Source organism: Arthrobacter sp. ZGTC212, assembly GCF_002929255.1.
Lineage (GTDB): Bacteria > Actinomycetota > Actinomycetes > Actinomycetales > Micrococcaceae > Arthrobacter_B > Arthrobacter_B sunyaminii.
Genome location: NZ_PJIJ01000003.1, coordinates 313,248 through 333,051, shown reverse-complemented (window position 1 = coordinate 333,051; position 19,804 = coordinate 313,248). Strand labels below are relative to the sequence as shown.

At 64.3% G+C, this 19,804-nt stretch carries 16 protein-coding genes and 2 pseudogenes; 4 read left to right on the top strand and 14 right to left on the bottom strand.

Annotated features, from left to right (window positions below; all coding sequences use genetic code 11):
• Window positions 1-96: 96 nt before the first annotated feature.
• From CXQ89_RS18910 to CXQ89_RS13755, 14 genes and pseudogenes are all read right to left on the bottom strand, one after another.
• Window positions 97-753, bottom strand: a pseudogene (locus tag CXQ89_RS18910) (DUF501 domain-containing protein); the annotation flags it as partial.
• Between the two features lie 123 nt (window positions 754-876).
• Complete coding sequence (locus tag CXQ89_RS18905) at window positions 877-1,713, bottom strand: septum formation initiator family protein (RefSeq protein WP_258060101.1); 837 nt, start codon at window positions 1,711-1,713, stop codon at window positions 877-879.
• Window positions 1,714-1,824: 111 nt separating this feature from the next.
• Window positions 1,825-3,108, bottom strand: a complete 1,284-nt coding sequence (gene eno / locus CXQ89_RS13810; protein WP_104055161.1) for a phosphopyruvate hydratase — start codon at window positions 3,106-3,108, stop codon at window positions 1,825-1,827.
• Between the two features lie 157 nt (window positions 3,109-3,265).
• Window positions 3,266-3,958, bottom strand: coding sequence for a MazG nucleotide pyrophosphohydrolase domain-containing protein (locus tag CXQ89_RS13805; protein WP_258060100.1), 693 nt, complete (start codon window positions 3,956-3,958; stop codon window positions 3,266-3,268).
• Complete coding sequence (locus CXQ89_RS13800; protein WP_258060099.1) at window positions 3,951-5,120, bottom strand: adenosine deaminase; 1,170 nt, start codon at window positions 5,118-5,120, stop codon at window positions 3,951-3,953. Before CXQ89_RS13800 ends, CXQ89_RS13805 begins: the two co-directional genes overlap by 8 nt.
• A gap of 238 nt (window positions 5,121-5,358) precedes the next feature.
• A pseudogene (locus CXQ89_RS13795) lies at window positions 5,359-5,958 on the bottom strand (DedA family protein); the annotation flags it as partial.
• Between the two features lie 135 nt (window positions 5,959-6,093).
• Window positions 6,094-7,383 carry a thymidine phosphorylase gene (locus CXQ89_RS13790; protein ID WP_104161664.1) on the bottom strand — a complete coding sequence of 430 codons (1,290 nt, stop codon included), beginning with the start codon at window positions 7,381-7,383 and terminating at the stop codon, window positions 6,094-6,096.
• A 5-nt stretch (window positions 7,384-7,388) separates the two neighbouring features.
• Window positions 7,389-7,802, bottom strand: coding sequence for a cytidine deaminase (locus CXQ89_RS13785; RefSeq protein WP_104104376.1), 414 nt, complete (start codon window positions 7,800-7,802; stop codon window positions 7,389-7,391).
• 113 nt (window positions 7,803-7,915) lie between these two features.
• Complete coding sequence (locus CXQ89_RS13780) at window positions 7,916-9,205, bottom strand: ABC transporter permease (RefSeq protein ID WP_104161663.1); 1,290 nt, start codon at window positions 9,203-9,205, stop codon at window positions 7,916-7,918.
• Window positions 9,202-10,497 carry an ABC transporter permease gene (locus CXQ89_RS13775; protein ID WP_104161912.1) on the bottom strand — a complete coding sequence of 432 codons (1,296 nt, stop codon included), beginning with the start codon at window positions 10,495-10,497 and terminating at the stop codon, window positions 9,202-9,204. Before CXQ89_RS13775 ends, CXQ89_RS13780 begins: the two co-directional genes overlap by 4 nt.
• Before the next feature lie 68 nt (window positions 10,498-10,565).
• Window positions 10,566-12,110, bottom strand: coding sequence for an ABC transporter ATP-binding protein (locus tag CXQ89_RS13770; RefSeq protein ID WP_104055156.1), 1,545 nt, complete (start codon window positions 12,108-12,110; stop codon window positions 10,566-10,568).
• A 133-nt stretch (window positions 12,111-12,243) separates the two neighbouring features.
• Window positions 12,244-13,356 (bottom strand): BMP family protein, encoded by a 1,113-nt coding sequence (locus CXQ89_RS13765; RefSeq protein ID WP_372434146.1) that lies wholly within the window; start codon window positions 13,354-13,356, stop codon window positions 12,244-12,246.
• 258 nt (window positions 13,357-13,614) lie between these two features.
• Window positions 13,615-14,781, bottom strand: coding sequence for an amidohydrolase (locus tag CXQ89_RS13760; protein WP_181032353.1), 1,167 nt, complete (start codon window positions 14,779-14,781; stop codon window positions 13,615-13,617).
• A 119-nt stretch (window positions 14,782-14,900) separates the two neighbouring features.
• Window positions 14,901-16,040, bottom strand: a complete 1,140-nt coding sequence (locus CXQ89_RS13755) for a mannose-1-phosphate guanylyltransferase (protein ID WP_104161661.1) — start codon at window positions 16,038-16,040, stop codon at window positions 14,901-14,903.
• A gap of 236 nt (window positions 16,041-16,276) precedes the next feature.
• Between CXQ89_RS13755 and sdhC the strand changes: the two genes are divergently transcribed.
• The 4 genes from sdhC to CXQ89_RS13735 all read left to right on the top strand — a co-directional run bounded on the left by sdhC (window position 16,277) and on the right by CXQ89_RS13735 (window position 19,749).
• Window positions 16,277-16,657, top strand: a complete 381-nt coding sequence (gene sdhC / locus CXQ89_RS13750; protein ID WP_104055153.1) for a succinate dehydrogenase, cytochrome b556 subunit — start codon at window positions 16,277-16,279, stop codon at window positions 16,655-16,657.
• Between the two features lie 3 nt (window positions 16,658-16,660).
• Window positions 16,661-17,140: a succinate dehydrogenase hydrophobic membrane anchor subunit gene (locus tag CXQ89_RS13745; protein ID WP_104055152.1), complete on the top strand. Its 480-nt coding sequence runs from the start codon at window positions 16,661-16,663 to the stop codon at window positions 17,138-17,140.
• A 66-nt stretch (window positions 17,141-17,206) separates the two neighbouring features.
• Window positions 17,207-18,973: a succinate dehydrogenase flavoprotein subunit gene (gene sdhA, locus CXQ89_RS13740; protein WP_104055151.1), complete on the top strand. Its 1,767-nt coding sequence runs from the start codon at window positions 17,207-17,209 to the stop codon at window positions 18,971-18,973.
• Window positions 18,973-19,749, top strand: coding sequence for a succinate dehydrogenase iron-sulfur subunit (locus CXQ89_RS13735; protein WP_104055150.1), 777 nt, complete (start codon window positions 18,973-18,975; stop codon window positions 19,747-19,749). Before sdhA ends, CXQ89_RS13735 begins: the two co-directional genes overlap by 1 nt.
• The last annotated feature ends 55 nt before the right edge of the window (window positions 19,750-19,804 follow it).

The following is a 19,804-nucleotide window of genomic DNA, read 5'->3' as shown; positions in this document are numbered from 1 at the left end:
AACCCTCACGGCCGGCCGCACGGTGTCCGCTGCGCCGGCTTCGGTGTCCGGCTGCTGTGGTGCGCTGCTTTGTTCCTGCACGGCATCCCCCTGATGTTCGGCGTTGGCTGCGGCCTCGACGGCCTCGCGTCGGGCGGCACGCTTAGCATCCAGCTCCTGAGGGGACAGCCCCTGGGTTTTGGTGTGCCGGCTCAGGTCACGGCTGGGCGCCGCACCCGTGGTGTCCCACGCGCCCTCACAATAGCAGCGATCCGCGGTCCACCATTCAGAGATGCGCTCCAGCGCTTCGTCGCCCAGCGGGTTCACCCCGGGGCCTGCGGCCAGCGAGTGGCCCACCAGCACATGCAGGCATTTAACCCGGGTGGGCATGCCGCCGGCGGAGACGCCGTCGATCTCGGGAACGGGACCAACGCCGGTGCGGGCACCAATTTCGTTGCGCACCTGAAGATACGCCTCATGCGCCTTCCGGTAGCGGGCTGCGAGCTCCGGATCCTGTTCCAGCCGCTCGGTCATTTCGGTCATGAGACCGGAGGCTTCAAGCCGGGAAACGGCTGCCGTGATGACCGGGTGCGCCAAGTAGTAGGTAGTGGGGAAAGGAATGCCGTTGCTCAGGCGCGGAGCCGTGGTGGCAACGAGGGGATTCCCGCAGACACAGCGGGCACCGATTTCGACGACGTCGCGTGCCGGCCTGCCGAGCTGCCGGCTCAGGGTCTCCAAGTCTTCGGAGGTGGGGGTGAGCTGCTCCTGGGTCATGCCGGAGGTTCCTTCCTGAGGGCCTGGACGAGGCCCGGGCTATTGATAACTGCGCTTCTAAGATTACTGTGCGCAGAAAGCCGCGGCGTCCGGACCGCCGGAACGGCCGGAGCGGCGGCATGCTTAGGGCGCGTTGGCTGCTCTCTTGACGGAGTCCCACAGTGCATCAACCCACCGCAGGTCCTCAACTTGTTCCTGGGCTTCCTGCTCCACGTCCTCCACGCCCTGCTCGCCCTTGACCAGATACCGGGTCTCCCCCGGCATGACCAGGAAAATCCGTTCCCGGGCCTGCTGCTTGATGTAGCTGGGGTCCTCCCAGCGCTGTAGCTGGGCTTGAAGGGCGCCGGAGGTTTCCTTCTGCTCGGCGATCTCGGCTTCCAGGGCTGCGATGTCCGAACGCTGGTGCAGGTAGGTGTTCACCGACGGCGCCAGCAGGACCGTGACCACCAGCGTGACCATGGCCAGGACCAGCAGCCGGCCGGAGAAGGCCTTCGCCGGAACCGGACGCAGCTCATCCGAGGACTCCGCCGGGGCTCCTGTGGTGCCGCTGTCTTCGGACAGGATCCGGGAACGCCGCCGCAGCCTGCCGGCAGCGGCAGCCGCTTTGCCGGGCGCCGCTGCATCGTCGACGGAACGCGCAGTTCCCGGACCGGTTGGCTGCTTGGCGGTTCCACCCCGGGATTTGGTGTTTTTCGGAGCTGAGATTTTAGCGGACGCGGCTTTGGCGGACGGGGCTTTGGCGGACGCTTTGGATGACGGCGCTGATTCCGCCCGAGACCGGGACACCCCTATGCCGGCGTCCGAGGCACCCTCCACCGGTTTTGTGGCGCTGATGATGTCCGGATCCGCAGCGGCGTTCCGCTTACGGGCTGGCTTTTGTGCACTTCGGCTGGTGCGCCCCCCGGTGCTGGAGCCGTCCCCGCCGGATGCCTTGGGGACTTTCGGACGTCGGGTGGGCATGGAACTCCTTGATAATGCGGACTGGCCTGAAGCGCAGCTATTTCGATAACACAGGGCTTAAACACAACTGGCGGGCACCCTCGTTAACGAGGGTACCCACCAGCAGCAGGCTTACTCTGCCGTGAAACGCGGGAACGCGCTGCGTCCTGCGTAACGGGCGGCGTCGTCGAGCTCTTCTTCGATGCGCAGCAGCTGGTTGTACTTGGCTACGCGCTCGGAACGGGCGGGGGCGCCCGTCTTGATCTGGCCTGCGTTGGTGGCCACGCAGATGTCAGCGATGGTGGTGTCCTCGGTTTCGCCGGAGCGGTGCGAGGTGATGGTGGTGTAACCGGCACGCTGGGCCATGGTGATGGCGTCCAGGGTTTCGGTGAGGGTACCGATCTGGTTGACCTTGACCAGCAGGGAGTTGGCGGCGTTCATCTTGATGCCGGTCTCCAGGCGGGTGGGGTTGGTGACGAAGAGGTCGTCGCCAACCAGCTGCACCTTGTCGCCCAGGCGCGCGGTCAGGGCAACCCAGCCATCCCAGTCGTTTTCGTCCAGCGGATCTTCGATGGAAACCAGCGGGTAGTCGCGGACCAGTTCCTCGTAGTACGCGGACATTTCCTCGGCGCTGCGGTTCTGTCCCTCGAAGAGGTACGCGCCGTCCTTGAAGAACTCCGAGGAGGCAACATCCAGGGCCAGGGCGATGTCCGTGCCCGGCGTGTAGCCGGCGCGGGTGATGGCCTCGAGGATCAGATCCAGGGCTGCACGGTTGGAGGGCAGGTTCGGAGCGAAGCCGCCTTCGTCACCCAGACCGGTGGAAAGGTTCTTTTCCTTCAGCACGGACTTGAGGTTGTGGTAGACCTCAACACCCCAGCGCAGGCCCTCGGAGTAGGTCTGGGCGCCCAGGGGAACAATCATGAATTCCTGGATGTCGACGTCGGAGTCCGCGTGCGAGCCGCCGTTGAGGATGTTCATCAGCGGCACGGGCAGGATGTGCGCGTTGGGTCCGCCGAGGTAGCGGTACAGGGGCAGGGCGGCGGATTCGGCTGCGGCACGGGCCACGGCCAGGGAAACGCCGAGGATGGCGTTGGCGCCCAGGCCGGACTTGTTCTCGGTGCCGTCCAGGTCAATCATGGCCTGGTCGATGGCGCGCTGGTCGGCGGCGTCGAAGCCCAGCAGTGCGGGCTGGATCTGCTCGATGACCGCTTCAACGGCCTGCAGGACACCCTTGCCCTGGTAACGGGTCTTTTCGCCGTCGCGGCGCTCATTGGCTTCGAAGGCTCCGGTGGAAGCTCCGGAGGGAACCGCTGCGCGGCCAAACGTGTCATCATCCAGCAGAACCTCTACCTCAACGGTGGGGTTTCCGCGGGAATCCAGGATTTCGCGGGCGTGAATGGCATCAATGATTGCCATGGGAATGCTCCTGTTCGTTGGAACCTAGGGGTAACTTGAGCCCGGCCTATGAAACGGGCCACGCTGTCTGCTTCCAGCCTAGTTGAAACCAGCGCCGTAGTAAGGCCCTTGGGCGCCAATCCGACTTATACCCGGTTGCACTCAAACGCTGAGCCGCCTATTGCCCGGCCGTAAAGCGGCGCACTGCGGCGCGCAGAGCGGCTTCCGCGTCCAGGCCCTGCGCCTGTGCCTGGCGCACGACGTCGAACAGGTGGTCTCCCAGCTCCTCCGAACCCCGCCAGATACGCTTCGGGGCTGGGTCGGGGGCGGCAGGCAGGGCATCCTGCCCGGCACGCCGGGCCCGGTCCAGGGTTTTGGCGGCCAGCAGGAGTGCCGGGAGTCCTGCCGGAATGCCGTCGAACGGCGAGGTCCGGCCGGGTTTCTCCTGTTTTTTGACCTCGTCCCAGGCTCGTTCGATTTCCCCGGGATCGTCCGTGGTTTCCGTTCGGACGGAACCGTCGGGGGCAAACACGTGCGGATTGCGGCGGATCATTTTGGCGGTCAGCGAATCCACCACGTCCCCGATCCCAAAATGGCCGGATTCTTCCTGCAGGCGGGCGTGCAGCAGTACCTGGAACAGGACATCGCCCAGCTCTCCGGCGAGCTCACCGGCATCCTGCGGACCTGTGTGGCCTGCTTCCACTGCCTCGACAACCTCGTAGGCTTCTTCGACGAGGTACTCCAGCAGGGACTCGTGCGTCAACGCGGCCGTCCACGGGCAGCGTTCCCGCAGGACAGCGATGATCCCGGCCAGGCGGGTGAACCGCCGGCCCAGGTCATCGCCGTCGCTGTTTGGCGCTGAATCAGCCACGGGCCTGATTGAAGCCTTCCGTCACGTAGGCGGCCAGCGCGTCGCGTTCTTCCAGCGGAAGGAACGCGGCATCCACGGCATTCATGGTGAGTTCCAGGATGTCGTCCAGGTCATAGTCGAAGGCCTCGGCCAGCAGCTCGAACTCGCCGGTCAGCGTGACACCGCTCATCAGCCGGTTGTCGGTGTTCACCGTGACCTGGAAACCCGTCTGGTACAGCAGGTCGATCGGGTGGGATTCGATGTCCTCACCGAAGGAGGCAATGGCACCGGTCTGCAGATTTGAGGAGGGGCAGATTTCCAGCGGAATGCCGCGGTCCCGCACCCAGCCGGCCACCTGTCCAATGGTCACCATGCCCACCGCAGTGTCGTCTCCGAGGCCGTCTGCCGCGCTTCCGGCGTCTTCGGCGTCGTCGTCGAAGTCAACCTCGATGTCCTCGGCGATCCGCACACCGTGCCCCAGGCGCAGCGCGCGCCCGTGCACCAGGGCGTCCTTGATGCTCTGGACCCCGGCAGCCTCGCCGGCATGAACGGTAACGGGGAACTGGTTCTCCGCGAGGTACGTGAAAGCATCCGCGAAGCGGGAGGCCGGAAATCCGTCCTCGGCTCCCGCGATATCAAAGCCCACGGTTCCGTTGTGGCGGTGCCGGACGGCCAGTTCGGCAATCTCCATGCCGCGGTCGCCATGGCGCATGGCGGTGAGGAGCTGGCCCACCTGGATCAGGCGCCCCTGCGCTTCCACTGCTTCCACTCCCGCGTCCAGCCCATCCTGGACCGCTTCCACAACCTCGTCCAGGCTCAGTCCGCCCTTGAGGTGCTGCTCCGGTGCCCAGCGGATTTCGGCGTAGATCACGCCGTCGTCGGCGAGGTCCTCAACGAATTCACGGGCCACCCGCCCCAGGCCCTCACGGGTCTGCATGACGGCAATCGTGTGGTCAAACGTTTCCAGATACCGGACCAGGGAGCCCGAGTCCGCAGACTCGCGGAACCACTCCCCCAGCGCCACGGGATCGGTGGAGGGCAGTTCGTGTCCGGCCTGTGCAGCCAGCTCGATGATCGTTGCGGGACGCAGCCCGCCGTCAAGATGGTCGTGCAGCGAAACCTTGGGCAGGTTGAGGATGTCGAGGGTCGGGTCAGAGGCGGGAAGAAGAATAGGCTCAGTCACGGTTCCAACTCTACGTGAGCTGCGGCACTGTTCCGGGCGGGCCGGTTCAGGGTGTTTCGGCCCGGTTTTCAATGTCCTGCCTGGTGTCATCGGCATGCCTGGCACCGTCGGTGCCGCCGTCGGTGCCGCCGTCGGTGTCGCCGTCGGTCCGGCGGGCACTGGAAGACTGGGATGCGCTTGCCGACTGGGCTGCCCGCGCCGCTTCGACACGCAACCGGGCCGCGTCCCGGGTGGTCTGCAGGGGTGTGGGGCCGCGGAGCTTGGTGATGACCCGGTCGATGATGAGGCCCAGGACCATGGCCACTGCAATGGCCACCACTACGCCCAGCAGGTGGTTGTCCTTGAACCAGGTGCCGGCCACTGCTCCAACGGCAACACTGTATGCCGCCCACAACACTGCGGACATCGCGGTCAGGCCCACAAAGAGCCGCCGCGGGAAACCGGTCGCTCCGGCGGTGAGGTTGACGACCACACGACCGATGGGAATGAAGCGGGCCACCAGGATCAGGGAGACAGCACGCTTGTCCAGCTCCTTGCGGGCCCAGACGAATCCGCGCTGCATCCGGGGTCCGCGCATCCACCGGAACCGGTCAATGCCGATCCCCCGCCCCATCAGGTACGCCAGGTTGTCCCCCAGGAATGCGCCGCCCGCCGCAGCGGCCATCAGCAGCCAGGGATTGGGGCCGGCACCGGTGGCCACCAGCGCGGCCAGCCCCACCACAATGGATTCGCTCGGCACGGGGGGAAAGAACCCGTCGATCAGACAGAAGGTAAACAGAACCAGGTAGACCCACCAAGCGTCAGCGGAGGTCAGGATGAAGTTGTTAATACTGTCCATTGCGGCGCTCAGCACGGGCAGGCTGCTCTCCTCGGAATCGGTCTCTGGTACCTACAACGATGCCATCAGTGCATTGGTGCCCGCCAACCCCGGAGCCCGGCGGACAGTGCGGGGATGGCGGGCGGATAGCCGGAGTCAGCTGATGCGGTCGATGATCAGCTTCTGCGCGGGGCGGGATCCTTCGGGACCAATGACAACGGCGTCGGCCAGGGCTTCTTTGGCACGCTCAAATTTCTCCGGCGTATCCGTCAACAGCGTCATGAGCGGCTGGCCTGCCCGGATTTGGGCGCCGGGCTTGGCGTGCATGCGGACACCGGCACCAGCCTGGACTGCGTCTTCCTTCCGCGCCCGTCCTGCTCCGAGCCGCCATGCAGCGACACCAACGGACAGGGCATCCAGTTCCAGCAGCACACCGTCAGCAGGTGCGTAGATGGTCTCCGATTCGCGTGCCTGCGGCAGCGCGGCGTCTGGGTCGCCGCCCTGCGCGGAGATCATGCGCTTCCACACATCCATGGCACGGCCGTCCTTCAGCGCTGCTGCCGGGTCGGCGTCGGGCAGGCCGGCGGCGGCCAACATTTCTTCGGCCAGCCGCACGGTCAGTTCCACCACGTCCTCGGGGCCGCCGCCGGCCAGGACGTCGACGGATTCCTGCACCTCAATGGCGTTTCCGGCGGTGAGGCCCAGCGGCGTGGCCATGTTGGTCAGCAGTGCCACTGTGTTGACGCCGGCGTCCTTGCCCAGCGCCACCATGGTTTCGGCCAGCTCGCGGGCGTTCGCTTCGTCCTTCATGAACGCTCCGGAGCCCACCTTCACGTCCAGGATGAGTGAGCCGGTGCCCTCGGCGATCTTCTTGCTCATGATCGAGGAGGCGATCAGCGGGATGGCTTCCACTGTTCCGGTGACGTCGCGCAGGGCATAGAGCTTCTTGTCCGCCGGAGCCAGGCCTGCGCCGGCGGCGCAGATGACAGCGCCGACGTCGGCCAGCTGCTTCATCAAATCCTCATTGGACAGATCGGCACGCCAGCCGGGAATGGCTTCGAGCTTGTCCAGGGTTCCGCCGGTGTGCCCCAGGCCGCGGCCGGAGAGCTGCGGAACGGCGACGCCGAACACGGCAACCAGGGGTGCCAGCGGCAGGGTGATCTTGTCCCCCACGCCGCCGGTGGAATGCTTGTCGGTGGTCGGCTTGCCCAGGGAGGAGAAGTCCATCCGCTCCCCGGAGGCAATCATGGCTGCGGTCCACCGGGAGATCTCGGAGCGGGTCATGCCGTTGAGCAGGATGGCCATGTTCAGTGCGGCCATCTGTTCATCGGCGATGGCCCCGCGGGTGTAGGCATCGATGGTCCAGTCAATTTGTTCCGGTGACAAAACGCCCCGGTCCCGCTTGATTCCAATAATGTCCACGGCGTCAAACTTCTCAGCACTCATGGTGGTTATCCTTCCAGATGTTGGGGGCCGAAGGCGTCAGGCAGGACCTGATCCATGGTCTTGATGCCGCTGACGGTCAGCAGCTGCATGCCCGGTGCCCGGAATTCGTACAGCAGCTGCCGGCACCGGCCGCAGGGCATCAGGATTTCCCCGGCCCCGTCCACGCAGACAAACGCCGCCAGGCGACCTCCCCCGGTCATGTGCAGGGAGCTGACCAGCGCGCATTCGGCGCAGAGGGTCAGCCCGTAGGAGGCGTTTTCCACGTTGCAGCCGGAGATGATCCGGCCGTCATCCGTCAGGGCCGCTGCGCCTACCGGGTACTTCGAATACGGGACGTAGGCGTGTGCCAGCGCCGCACGGGCCGTGTCCGTGAGGGCGGCCCAGTCAACGGGTGCGGGAGTTTCGGTGTTCTCAGTCATTGTTTCCTCGCTTCAAGCAGTTTTGCCGGTTCAGGCCGGCGGCCTGTGGTTGTGCGGATTAACCGAAGGCGCCCCTCCCGGCAGCAATAGCCGGAAAGGGCGCCTTCGCGCCGCTAGCCCTTGATGTACGGTATGCCGCCCGCGGCGGGGCCGCGCGACTTCCCCACCACGCCGGCGACGGCGAAGATGGTCACCACATAAGGCAGCATGGCCAGGAACTGGTTCGGAACCGGGGTGCCGAGCAGGCTCAGCACCGACTGCAGGTTGGAGGCAAAGCCGAAGAGCAGCGCTGCGAACAGCGCCCCGATCGGGTTCCACCGCCCGAGGATGAGCGCCGCCAGGGCAATGTACCCCTGGCCGGAGGTCATGTCCCGGTTGAAGGAGGAGACAGCCACCAGGGTGAAGAACGCGCCTCCCACGCCGGCGACGGCACCGGCGAGCAGAACGTTCATGAACCGGGTGCGGTTGACGTTCACGCCGAGGGTGTCAGCTGCCTTGGGGTGCTCGCCGACGGCGCGCGTGCGCAGGCCCCATTTGGTGTGGAACAGGCCAAAGTAGATGGCTGCCACGGCAACGTACATCAGGTACCCGATCACGGACTGGTTGAACAGGATCGGGCCGATGATGGGGATATCCGCCAGCAGCGGGATCCGGATGGACGGCAGGCGCGGCGGGGAATTCCACTTGGCCGCGTCCGTAGCCAGGACCGTGGAGAACAGGAAGCCCGTGAGGCCGGAGACCAGCACGTTCAGGACGACGCCGACAATCACCTGGTTCACGATGTACTTGATGCTGAAGACGGCCAGCACCAGGGACACCAGCACACCGGCAACGGCTGCGGCGAAGAGTCCCACAAAGGCATTGCCGGACAGCGAACCTGCCACGGCGGCAGCAAAAGCTCCGAAGAGCAGCTGTCCCTCAATGGCAATGTTCACCACGCCGGAGCGTTCGCAGAGCACCCCGGAGAGTGAACCGAAGATCAGCGGGAAGGCCAGGGTGAAGGACCCCGCCAGCAACCCGTAAAGGGCAACGCTGGGGCTGCGGGCGCTGCCAATGGACCAGGTCAGGAAGGCTGCGATGAAGAACACCGCAAACACGGCAATGAGCCAGGCGGGAATGCGCTGGTACCGGCTGACCAAAATGGCTGCGTAAGCCGCCGAGGCCAGCAGAACCACCGAGGCGATCCAGCCCAGGACGGGCGCCGAGACCACGATGTTGGGCAGCTGGATGGCTGCGTTGTCCTCGGTAAGCCGGAAAGTGACGTCGGAAGACGGTGCTTCCAGCCCGAAGAGGATGAAGCCGAGGATTGCCAGGACGCCCAGAATAATGGGTGTCTTCCAGCTGCGGATCGCCTCGGATGCGGCCGGACGGCCGGTGGAGGCGGGTGCGGTTGCGGTGCTCATGCTGCTCCTCCGGCTGCGTTGACTTTCTTGGTGCTGCGTTTGCCGGCCGTCTTGAAGGCACCGGGCGGCGGAATCCGGAAGATGGAACGGACCAGCGGCGGTGCAGCAATGAACAGGACGATCAGCGACTGGACCACCAGCACAATGTCGATGTTGGTACCGGTGCTGGTCTGCATGGTGACACCGCCGGCGCGGAAGGCGCCGAACAGCAGGCCTGCGGCGAACGTTCCCCACGGGGAGGAGCGGCCGAGCAGCGCCACGGTGATGGCATCGAAGCCGAAGCTTGCGGCCACCCCGGAGGTCAGCACCTTTTCGGTGCCGGAGACCTGCGCGACGCCGGCGAGACCGGCCAGTGCACCGGCAATGAGCATGACGATGACGTAGCCCTTGGTGGTGCTGATGCCGGCGTTCCGCGCAGCCGCAGGGTTGGCGCCCACTGCGCGCAGTTCAAAGCCAACGGTTGATCGGTTCAACAGCCACCAGATGAAGACGGTGGCTGCGATAGCCATGATGAAACCCCAGTGCAGGCGGAAGCCGCTGCCCAGCAGCGGCGGGAACATGGCGGTGTCGTCAAGCTGCGGGCTGATCGGGTTGGTGGATCCCGGGCGCTGGAAACCCGGAGTGGTCAGCAGGAAGAGCACCAGCTGGATCGCGATGTAGTTGAGCATGATGGTCACGATGACCTCGTGCGCGCCGGTGCGTGCCTTGAGCAGGCCGGCAATGCCGCCCCAGACTGCGCCGCCGATGGCTCCGGCGAGGATGACCACAATCAGGTGCAGGCCAACCGGCAGGTGCCAGCTGAAGCCAACCCATGCGGCCAGAGTGGCGCCAATGATGATCTGGCCCTGCGCACCGATGTTGAACAGACCGGCCCGGAAGGCCAGGGCCACGCCGAGTCCGGCACAGATCAGCGGTGTTGCAACCGTCAGGGTCTGGGTCAGCGGATAGATCATCCGGGAGAAGGAATCGGCTTTAAAGTTGAAGATTGATCCCTGGAACAGGGCGGCATAGGCGCCGGAGGCAGCCGACCAGGCAGCACCCAGCAGGTCCCCCGGCCGTGAGAAGAAGTACCCCGCTGATTCGGCAACGTCCTCGTCAGTGAGCGCGATGAGCAGCCCGCCGACGATCAGCGCCATCACCACTGCCAGCACTGAAACCAGTGCGTCGCCCGTGACGATGCGGTGCAGGACCGATGCCTGCTTCTCTTCCGGATGCAACTCTGTTTCGGGGACCGGAACGGGCGGCGGCGGCAGCGCCCCGCCTGCGGTTTCGGCAGCGGTCAGCAGCCGCATTTCTTCTGCCTCTGCTTCCTCTTTCCGGTGGGCTGGTTCGCCCGGCTGCCTGTTTTTCTCCTCCGGGCTCACTGCGCCCCTCCCTTAGTCTCGCGTTCGTGCGAAAGTGCTTCGTCAGCGCGCATCCCGGCCATCATGAGGCCCAGGACATCGCGTGAAGTGTTGCCCGGGACAATTCCCATGACTTTTCCGCCGTACAGCACGGCGATGCGGTCGGCCAGTTCCAGAACCTCGTCAAGCTCGGTGGACACGATCAGAACCGGGGTCCCGCCGTCGCGCTCCGCCACGATCCGCTTGTGCAGGAACTCGATGGACCCGACGTCGACGCCGCGGGTCGGCTGGGAGGCAATGAACAGCGACAGCGGACGCGAGAGCTCACGCGCCATGACCACCTTTTGCTGGTTGCCGCCCGAGAGTGTTCCCGCCGCAGCCTCGGCGGACTGGGTCCGGATATCGAACTCCTCGATCTTTTCGCCGGCGTTGGCTGCCACAACCGCCGGCCGCATGGACAGCCCGCGTGCAAACGGGGCCTTGTTGTAGCGGTTGAGGATCAGGTTCTCAGCGACGGTGAAGGTGCCAACGAGCCCGTCAACGCTGCGGTCTTCGGGCACAAAGCCCACGCCGGCGTCGATAACCTGCTCAACCCGGCGTCCCACCAGTTCATTGCCGTCCAGCAGAATGGAGCCGGTGACGTGGTTCTGCAGGCCCATAATGGCTTCGGTCAGTTCAGTCTGCCCGTTGCCCTGGACACCGGCGACGGCGAGGATCTCGCCCTTGGCAATGTCAAAGCTCACGTGGTCGACGACGGCCTGTCCGGTGTCGGAGCGCACCACCAGATCACGGATGGAGAAGGTATTGGCGCCGGGATCCGCAGGGGCCTTATTGAGGTTCAGGCTGACGGAGCGGCCCACCATCATCGAGGCCAGCTCGGTGGTCGAAGCGCTGGGCGGCGCATCACCCACCACCTTGCCGCGCCGGATCACGGTAATGACGTCGGAAACCGCCTTGACCTCACGCAGCTTGTGCGAGATGAAGACCACCGATTTTCCGTCGTCGCACAGCTGCCGCATGATGGCCAGCAGTTCATCGGTTTCACGCGGAGTGAGCACTGCAGTGGGCTCGTCGAGGATCAGGACTTCGGCGTCACGAATTAGCGCCTTGATGATCTCCACGCGCTGCTGCACGCCCACCGGCAGGTCCTCCACCACGGCATCGGGATCGACGTCGAACCCGTACTGGTCAGAAATCTGCCGGATACGTGTGCGGGTGGCTTCAAGATTCAGCGTGCCGGCAAACTTGGTGCTTTCATGTCCCAGCGCCACGTTTTCCGCGACGGTGAAGACCGGCACCAGCATGAAGTGCTGATGGACCATGCCGATTCCGGCCGCCATGGCGTCCCCGGGACCGGAGAAGACAACGGGTTTGCCGTTGATCAGGATCTGGCCTTCGGTGGGTTCGTAAAGGCCGTAGAGGACATTCATGAGCGTGGATTTGCCCGCGCCGTTCTCCCCGAGGAGGCTGTGGACCTGACCCGGTTCGATGACCAGGTCTATGTGGTCGTTGGCAACCAGGGTGCCGAAGCGCTTGGTGATGCCCTTGAGTTCGAGTTTCACAACCCCAACCAATCTGTTTGTGTCTGAGTGTGTGGGCTTCTCTCTATGGAGAGTACCCGGAACAGAATGAACCGCCGTCCCCCCGCTGCAACGCAGCCGGACGAACGGCGGTTCAGGTGCCGCTTACCCCTGCTTACTGGGGGCTGGCGGCAGATTCCACGGTGATCTCACCGGAGATGATCTTGGCCTTGATCTCGTCCACAGCTGACTTGACGTCGGCCGGAACGGCATCTTCCTGGTCGTGGTACGGGGCCAGGGCCACGCCGCCGTTTTCCAGGGTGCCGATGTACGGAGCGGCGTCGAAGCTGCCCTCGACGTCGGTGGAGATGACCTCTTCAACGGCTTCGCCCATGAGCTTCATGACCGAGGTCAGGATGTACTCGGTGCCCTTGTCGTTGGTCAGGAAACCGTCGGAGTCGACCCAGATAACCTTGTTGCTGCCGCCATTTGCGTTGGCTTCGACAACGGCGTCCAGCGTGCCGTCGCCAACCGGGCCGGCAACCGGCATGATGATGTCGGCGCCTTCGTTGAGGAAGCTCTGAGTGGTGGTCTTGCCGGCCACTGTGTCCGTGAAGTTACCCACGAAGGATCCGGTCTGGTCGGCCTTGTTCCATCCGAGCAGCGCTACATCGGCGTCATTCTGTTCGTTGTAGTACTCCACGCCGTCCGCAAAACCGTCCATGAAGATGGTCACGGTGGGGATGTTGATGCCGCCGTAGGTGGCCACCTTGCCGGTTTCGGAGGTGCCTGCCGCTACGTAGCCTGCCAGGAAGGCTGCCTCGGCCGTGTCGTAGATGATCGGCTTGACGTTGTCCAGATCGATGCTGTTGTCATCGACGATGGCGAAGTTGCGGTCCGGGTTGGCCTCTGCCACGGACTTGGTGGCGTCTGCCAGCAGGTAGCCGACCGTCACCGTGAGGTTGCAGCCTTCGCTGATCATGGAGTCCAGGTTCGGAAGGAAGTCAGTCTCGGACTGGGACTGGGCTTCGCGGACCGTGACGCCCAGATCCTTCTCTGCAGCTTTCAGACCCTCATAGCTGGACTGGTTGAACGAGCGGTCATCGAAGCCGCCCTCATCGGAAACGATGCAGGCGGTGAAGTCGCTGTTCGCGCTGCCCGCGGCCTCGGAGGAGCTGTCCTCTTCTTCGGGGGCGGCGCCGCAGCCGGAGAGCAGGAGCGCCGAAACGCCCAGCATGGCGGCGGAAACGCCGGCGTTGCGCTTGAAGCTGCGCGGGAAGTTCTTCAATGTTCCTCCAGGAAAGAAAATGGGGTCCACACGCAGAGTCACTCTGTTCCTGCCCGCTCCGGAGAGAAGCGGGGCATCGCGTGGCGCAGCGCTCCGTCCATCGGTGGATCGCGGCAAGGCCATCCTATGTCCTGCAACACACACCGTGATGCAAATAACGCTCAGGGGATGAATTTGTTTACATGTTGTTATTATTTGCAAGCAAATGACGCGATACGTCTGCCGGTGAGGTGCAACAAGGGGGGGCAGGCCTTGGGGCTAGTGCCGCAATCTCCGCGCGGCCCGGACCGCGGCCGCTGCCATCACGCTGACGCCGGTGCTGATTGCCAGCTCATCAGGGTCATAGTCGCCGCGGTGCAGGTCATAGGTTTCGCCGCCGGGCGTGCGCGTCCCCAGCCGCATCAGAGCACCGGGCACGGCCTGCGTCATCCAGGCGAAGTCCTCGCCGCCCATGGACTGCGGAGCCAGGACGATGGAGTCCTCCCCCAATTCGGCGCGTGCTGCGACCTCGATCAGGCTCGTCTCCGCGTCAGTATTAATGACCGGCGGAACGCCCCGGGTGTGTTCCAGCGTGACATCCACACCGAAGGGCGCAGCTATCTGGCGGACGACGTCGTCCAGCAGTTCCCCGGCTGCGTACCAGGCTTCAGCGTCCAGGCAGCGCATGGTTCCTGCCATAAAGCCGTGCGCGGGAATTGCGTTGGGTGCGGAACCGGCGTGCATTTGGCCCCAAACAACCGACACGCCGCTGCGCACGTCGATGCGGCGGGACAGTACGGCAGGGACGCTGACGGCGATCTCCGCCAGCGCAAAGACGAGGTCCTCGGTGAGATGCGGCCGGGAGGTGTGGCCGCCGCGGCCGGTCAGTTCAATGCGGATGGTGTCCGATGCCGAGGTAATGGCCCCAATCCGGGTGCCCACCTGCCCAACGTCGATCCGCGGATCGCAGTGCAGCGCGAGAATCCTCGGCATGCCTTCCAGGACACCCTGGTTGATGACGCCCAGCGCACCGCCGGGCATGACCTCTTCAGCGGGCTGAAAAACAATCCGGACCCGTCCGCCGAGGGCGCCGGCAGCATTGAGCTTGGCGAGGATCGATGCCACGCCCACCATGACCGTTGTGTGAATGTCGTGGCCGCAGGCGTGGGTGATGCCGGTGTTCACGGAGGCATACGGCAGTCCGGTTTCCTCGAGCACCGGCAGCGCATCGATGTCGGCGCGCAGGCCAATCATCAGCGGACCGTCCCCGATGTCAACGTAGGCGCCCGTGCCCTCCAGCCGGACCGGGTGCAGGCCTGCCGCTTCCAGGGCCTCAACGATGCGGTCCGTAGTGCGAAATTCCTTCGTCGACAGTTCCGGGTGCTGGTGGAGGTCCCTGCGGAACGTGATTAGCTCGCCCAGAATCGGTGCGACGCTCCCCCGCATAGACGGAACCGATGAACTGTGCAATGGAATGGTAGACACATTTTCTAGGGTAGTCACTGAGGCTCCCGTTACGGGAACCGTGTGACGATGTTCTGTGTTACGCGTCCAAATGAAGCCCGTTACAGGACGTCGGTGTCCCCGCTGGCCTTCAGGTGTTCCACCGCCTTTTTCACTTCCTGGGCGTGCTCCTTCGTGGTCACGAGCAGTGCATCCAGGGTGTCGACGATGACAACGTCCTCAATGCCGATCAGGGCGATCACCCGCTTGGTGTCGGAGACCACAATCCCGGATGCGTTTTCCGAGTACACGCGCGCACCCTCACCCATCACCTTGAGGTCACTGTTCTCTGCAGCGGGATTGAGCCGTCCGATGGCAGCGAAGTCCCCGACGTCGTCCCAGTTGAAGATGCCCGGGATCATGGCTACGTCCCCGGCCGCCGCTGCCGGTTCCGCCACGGCATAGTCAATTGCCGTCTTGGGCAGGGTGGGCCACACCCGGCGCACCACTTCGCGCCGCTTCGGTGTATCCCAGGCCTCCGCGATCTCCGTCAGACCGGCATACAGTTCCGGCTCGTTCGCTTCCAGATGCTTGAGCATGAGGTCCACCGGAGCCACGAACATTCCGGCGTTCCAGCTGTAATGCCCGTTTTTCAGGTAGGTGCGGGCTACCTCTTCCGAGGGCTTTTCCACGAATTCGACGACGGCGTGCGCGCTCGGGGCACCGGCAATCTCCAGCGGATCTCCCGCACGGATGTACCCGAAACCGGTGGCGGCATGGGTGGGGTGGATACCGATGGTGACGATGTATCCCTGTGCTGCCGTGTGGATCGCTTCCCGCACCGCGTCCTGGAAGACGTCCACCGGGGCAATAACCTGGTCCGCGGCAAAGGAACCCATGATGATGTGCGGATCCCTTTTAAAGAGGATCGCTGCCGCGAGCCCGATGGCAGCAGCGGAGTCCTTGGGTTCCAGCTCCAGCACCAGGTTCTCACTGGAGATTTCAGGCAGCTGCTTGCGCACGGCCTGGCGGTGCAGCGTACCGGTCACCACCATGACGCGGTCACCGCTGAGCGGACGCAGCCGGTCATAGGTGGCCCGGATCAGCGTGGAGCCTGACCCGGTCAGGTCATGGAGGAACTTGGGGGCTGCGGCCCGGGACAGCGGCCACAGGCGCGTACCTACGCCGCCGGCGGGAATCACGCCGTAAAAGCGGTCGAAGTCCGCGGCGGAAGTGTCAGGGTCAGTCGGTTCTGTATTCATCAGAGCCAAGATTAGCCGACGGCGGCCGCCGCAGCCCGGAGGAACACTGGATTGATCAGCCACGCGTTGCACAGCCGCGTCACGCAGTGTAACGAGGGTCACATGATAGGGCCACCTAAATTGAAAGCGCTCAGCCGGGGACCTAGATTATGCTTGAGCTTATATTGCTGTCGCACCGGCGTCATCACTGCGTGGAAGACACGCCAGCGCCGCTGCGTTGCAGGGAGGAAAATTCAGTGTCGAAGTTACCAGCAGGCACTCTCTACCGCGGCCGTGAAGGCCAGTGGTCGTGGGTTGCCCACCGCATTACCGGCGTGGTGATTTTCTTCTTCCTGTTGGTCCACGTTTTGGATACCTCACTGGTGCGCGTTTCACCTGAGGCCTACAACGTCGTGATCGGCGCGTACAAGAACCCCGTCATGGGCCTCGGCGAGCTCGGGCTCGTCGGCGCCATTGTGTTCCACGCCTTCAACGGCGTGCGCGTGATCCTGATCGATTTTTGGAAGAAGGGCCCCAAGTACCAGCGCCAGATGCTGTGGAGCGTCGTCGGCCTTTGGGTGATTACCATGATCGGTTTCTCCATTCGCCACCTTCCCATCGTTTTCGGGGGTCACTAAGCCATGAGTACATCAACCAACGAGGCCGTCTCCGTCGAGGCTCCGCGCTCCGGCCGCATCTCCCCCAAGTACGCCCGCACCGCAGGCGGCAAAGGCAACTTCGAGATGCTCGCGTGGCTATTCATGCGCGTCTCCGGTGCCATCCTGATCGTGCTGATCTTCACCCACCTGTTCGTCAACCTCATGGTGGGCGACGGAATCCATGCCGTTGACTTCGGTTTTGTGGCCGGCAAGTGGGCCAGCCCCCTGTGGCAGGTCTGGGACCTGGTCATGCTCTGGCTGGCTATGCTGCACGGCACCAACGGTGTCCGCGTCATCATCAACGACTACGCCGACAAGAACACCACCCGGATGACGCTGAAGAGCATTCTCTACATTGCCTCCGTGGTCATCATCGTTCTTGGCACCCTGGTGATCTTCACCTTTGATCCGTGCCCGGCCGGTGCCCCCGCAGACATGATCGCGGACTTCTGCAAGGCATAGCCGCAGGGTCCGCGCCCTGCGGGCCACCCCACAGTTTTTCAAGTTTCAACAGAAAGAGCATCTGGTATGCAGGTCCATAAGTACGACGTCGTAATTGTCGGCGCCGGCGGCGCCGGTATGCGTGCCGCCATCGAATCCGGCCAGCGCGCACGTACGGCGGTACTGACCAAGCTGTACCCCACGCGTTCGCACACCGGTGCGGCACAGGGCGGCATGTGCGCAGCACTGGCCAACGTCGAAGAAGACAACTGGGAATGGCACACCTTTGACACCGTCAAGGGCGGCGACTACCTGGTGGACCAGGACGCAGCGGAGGTCATGGCCAAGGAAGCCATCGACGCCGTGCTCGACCTGGAAAAGATGGGCCTGCCGTTCAACCGCACGCCCGAAGGCCGTATTGACCAGCGCCGTTTCGGCGGTCACACCCGCGACCACGGCAAGGCCCCGGTCCGCCGTGCCTGCTATGCCGCTGACCGCACCGGCCACATGATCCTCCAGACGCTCTACCAAAACTGCGTCAAGCACAACGTGGAGTTCTACAACGAGTACTACGTCCTGGACCTGCTGACGGTCGAGGACAGCTTCGGCCAGAAGCGCGTTGCCGGCGTCGTGTCCTACGACCTGGCCAGCGGCGAACTGCACGTCTTCCAGGCCAAGTCCGTGGTGTTCGCCTCCGGCGGCGCGGGCAAGGTTTTCAAGACCACGTCCAATGCACACACCCTGACCGGTGACGGCATGGGCATCGCGTTCCGCCGCGGCATCCCCCTGGAAGACATGGAGTTCTTCCAGTTCCATCCGACAGGCCTTGCCGGCCTGGGCATCCTGCTTTCCGAAGCAGCACGCGGCGAAGGCGCCATCCTGCGCAACTCGGAGGGTGAGCGCTTCATGGAGCGTTACGCTCCCACCATCAAGGACCTTGCTCCCCGTGACATCGTGGCCCGTTCCATGGCCAACGAGGTCCGTGAAGGCCGCGGCTGCGGCCCGAACAAGGACTACGTCCTGCTGGACCTGACGCACCTGGAGCCGGCGCACATTGACGCCAAGCTCCCGGACATCACGGAGTTCGCCCGCACCTACCTCGGCGTGGAGCCGTACACGGAGCCGGTGCCGGTCTTCCCGACCGCGCACTACGCGATGGGCGGCATCCCGACCAACATCAAGGCCGAAGTCCTCCAGGACAACGACACCGTGATCCCGGGCCTGTACGCAGCCGGTGAAGTGGCTTGTGTCTCCGTGCACGGCTCCAACCGCTTGGGCACCAACTCCCTGCTGGACATCAACGTTTTCGGCAAGCGCGCCGGCATTTACGCCGCCGAGTATGCCCTGAGCGCTGATTTCGTGGACCTGCCGGAAAACCCGGAAGCCACCACGATCGAGCTGCTGGACATGGTCCGCAACTCCGAGGGAACCGAGCGGGTTGCGGAAATCCGCCGGGACCTGCAGAACACCATGGATGCCAACATGCAGGTGTTCCGCACCGCAGACACGCTGAACCAGGTGCTGACCGACATTGCCTCGCTCGAAGAGCGGTACAAGAAGATCAGCGTCCAGGACAAGGGCAAGCGCTTCAATCTGGACCTGCTGGAAGCCGTGGAACTGGGCTTCCTGCTGGAACTCGCCAAGGTCATGACCGTGGCGGCGCTGCACCGCGAGGAATCACGCGGCGGACACTTCCGTGAGGACTTCCCCGAGCGTGACGACGAGAATTTCATGAAGCATTCGATGGCGTACAAGGTTGATGAAGCCGCCAATGACGAGCACACCGCCGGCATTCGGCTGGACACCAAGCCGGTCGTCTTCACGCGCTACGAGCCGATGGTGAGGAAGTACTAATGACAACGGAAATCGCGGAGCCTGCCTCCAAGATCGAACTCCCGGAATCTGTGGGCGGGGACATCCCCTCGTTCGAGATCACGCTCAAGGTCCGCCGCTACAACCCCGAGGTATCTGACGAAGGATACTGGGATGAGTGGAAGCTGACCATGTACGGCACGGACCGCGTGCTGGACGCCCTGCACAAGGTCAAGTGGGAGCATGACGGCTCGGTCTCGTTCCGCCGCTCCTGCGCCCACGGCGTGTGCGGCTCCGATGCCATGCGCATCAACGGCCGCAACCGGCTGGCCTGCAAGACCCTGCTGAAGGACCTGGACACATCCAAGCCCATCCTCGTGGAGCCCATCAAGGGCCTCCCCGTGGAGAAGGACCTGATTGTGGACATGGAACCGTTCTTCCAGTCCTACCGCGAGATCATGCCGTTCCTGGTCACCAAGGGTCACGAGCCCACGAAGGAACGCCTGCAGTCCGCAGAGGACCGCGAACGGTTCGACGACACCACCAAGTGCATCCTGTGTGCTGCGTGCACGTCCTCCTGCCCGGTGTTCTGGACCGACGGCCAGTACTTCGGCCCGGCCGCCATTGTGAATGCCCACCGCTTCATCTTCGACTCGCGCGACGACGCCGGAGACATGCGCCTGGAAATCCTCAATGACAAGGAAGGCGTGTGGCGCTGCCGCACCACCTTCAACTGCTCCGAAGCTTGCCCCCGCGGCATTCAGGTGACCAAGGCAATTGCCGAGGTCAAGCAGGCTATCCTGAGCCGCTCCGTCTAGCAGTTCCGTTTCGCCGCCGGAGGCGGCGTCTGGCAGCCCGAAAGGGCAGCCGGAC

Coding starts and splice junctions, on each gene's coding strand:
- CXQ89_RS18905 (WP_258060101.1), bottom strand. CDS start 1,713: ATGCCCACCCGACGTCCGAAAGTCCCCAAGGCATCCGGCGGGGACGGC.
- eno (WP_104055161.1), bottom strand. CDS start 3,108: ATGGCAATCATTGATGCCATTCACGCCCGCGAAATCCTGGATTCCCGC.
- CXQ89_RS13790 (WP_104161664.1), bottom strand. CDS start 7,383: ATGAGTGCTGAGAAGTTTGACGCCGTGGACATTATTGGAATCAAGCGG.
- CXQ89_RS13775 (WP_104161912.1), bottom strand. CDS start 10,497: ATGCGGCTGCTGACCGCTGCCGAAACCGCAGGCGGGGCGCTGCCGCCG.
- CXQ89_RS13755 (WP_104161661.1), bottom strand. CDS start 16,040: ATGAATACAGAACCGACTGACCCTGACACTTCCGCCGCGGACTTCGAC.
- CXQ89_RS13735 (WP_104055150.1), top strand. CDS start 18,973: ATGACAACGGAAATCGCGGAGCCTGCCTCCAAGATCGAACTCCCGGAA.
- CXQ89_RS13745 (WP_104055152.1), top strand. CDS start 16,661: ATGAGTACATCAACCAACGAGGCCGTCTCCGTCGAGGCTCCGCGCTCC.
- CXQ89_RS13760 (WP_181032353.1), bottom strand. CDS start 14,781: ATGCGGGGGAGCGTCGCACCGATTCTGGGCGAGCTAATCACGTTCCGC.
- CXQ89_RS13780 (WP_104161663.1), bottom strand. CDS start 9,205: ATGAGCACCGCAACCGCACCCGCCTCCACCGGCCGTCCGGCCGCATCC.
- sdhA (WP_104055151.1), top strand. CDS start 17,207: ATGCAGGTCCATAAGTACGACGTCGTAATTGTCGGCGCCGGCGGCGCC.
- CXQ89_RS13785 (WP_104104376.1), bottom strand. CDS start 7,802: ATGACTGAGAACACCGAAACTCCCGCACCCGTTGACTGGGCCGCCCTC.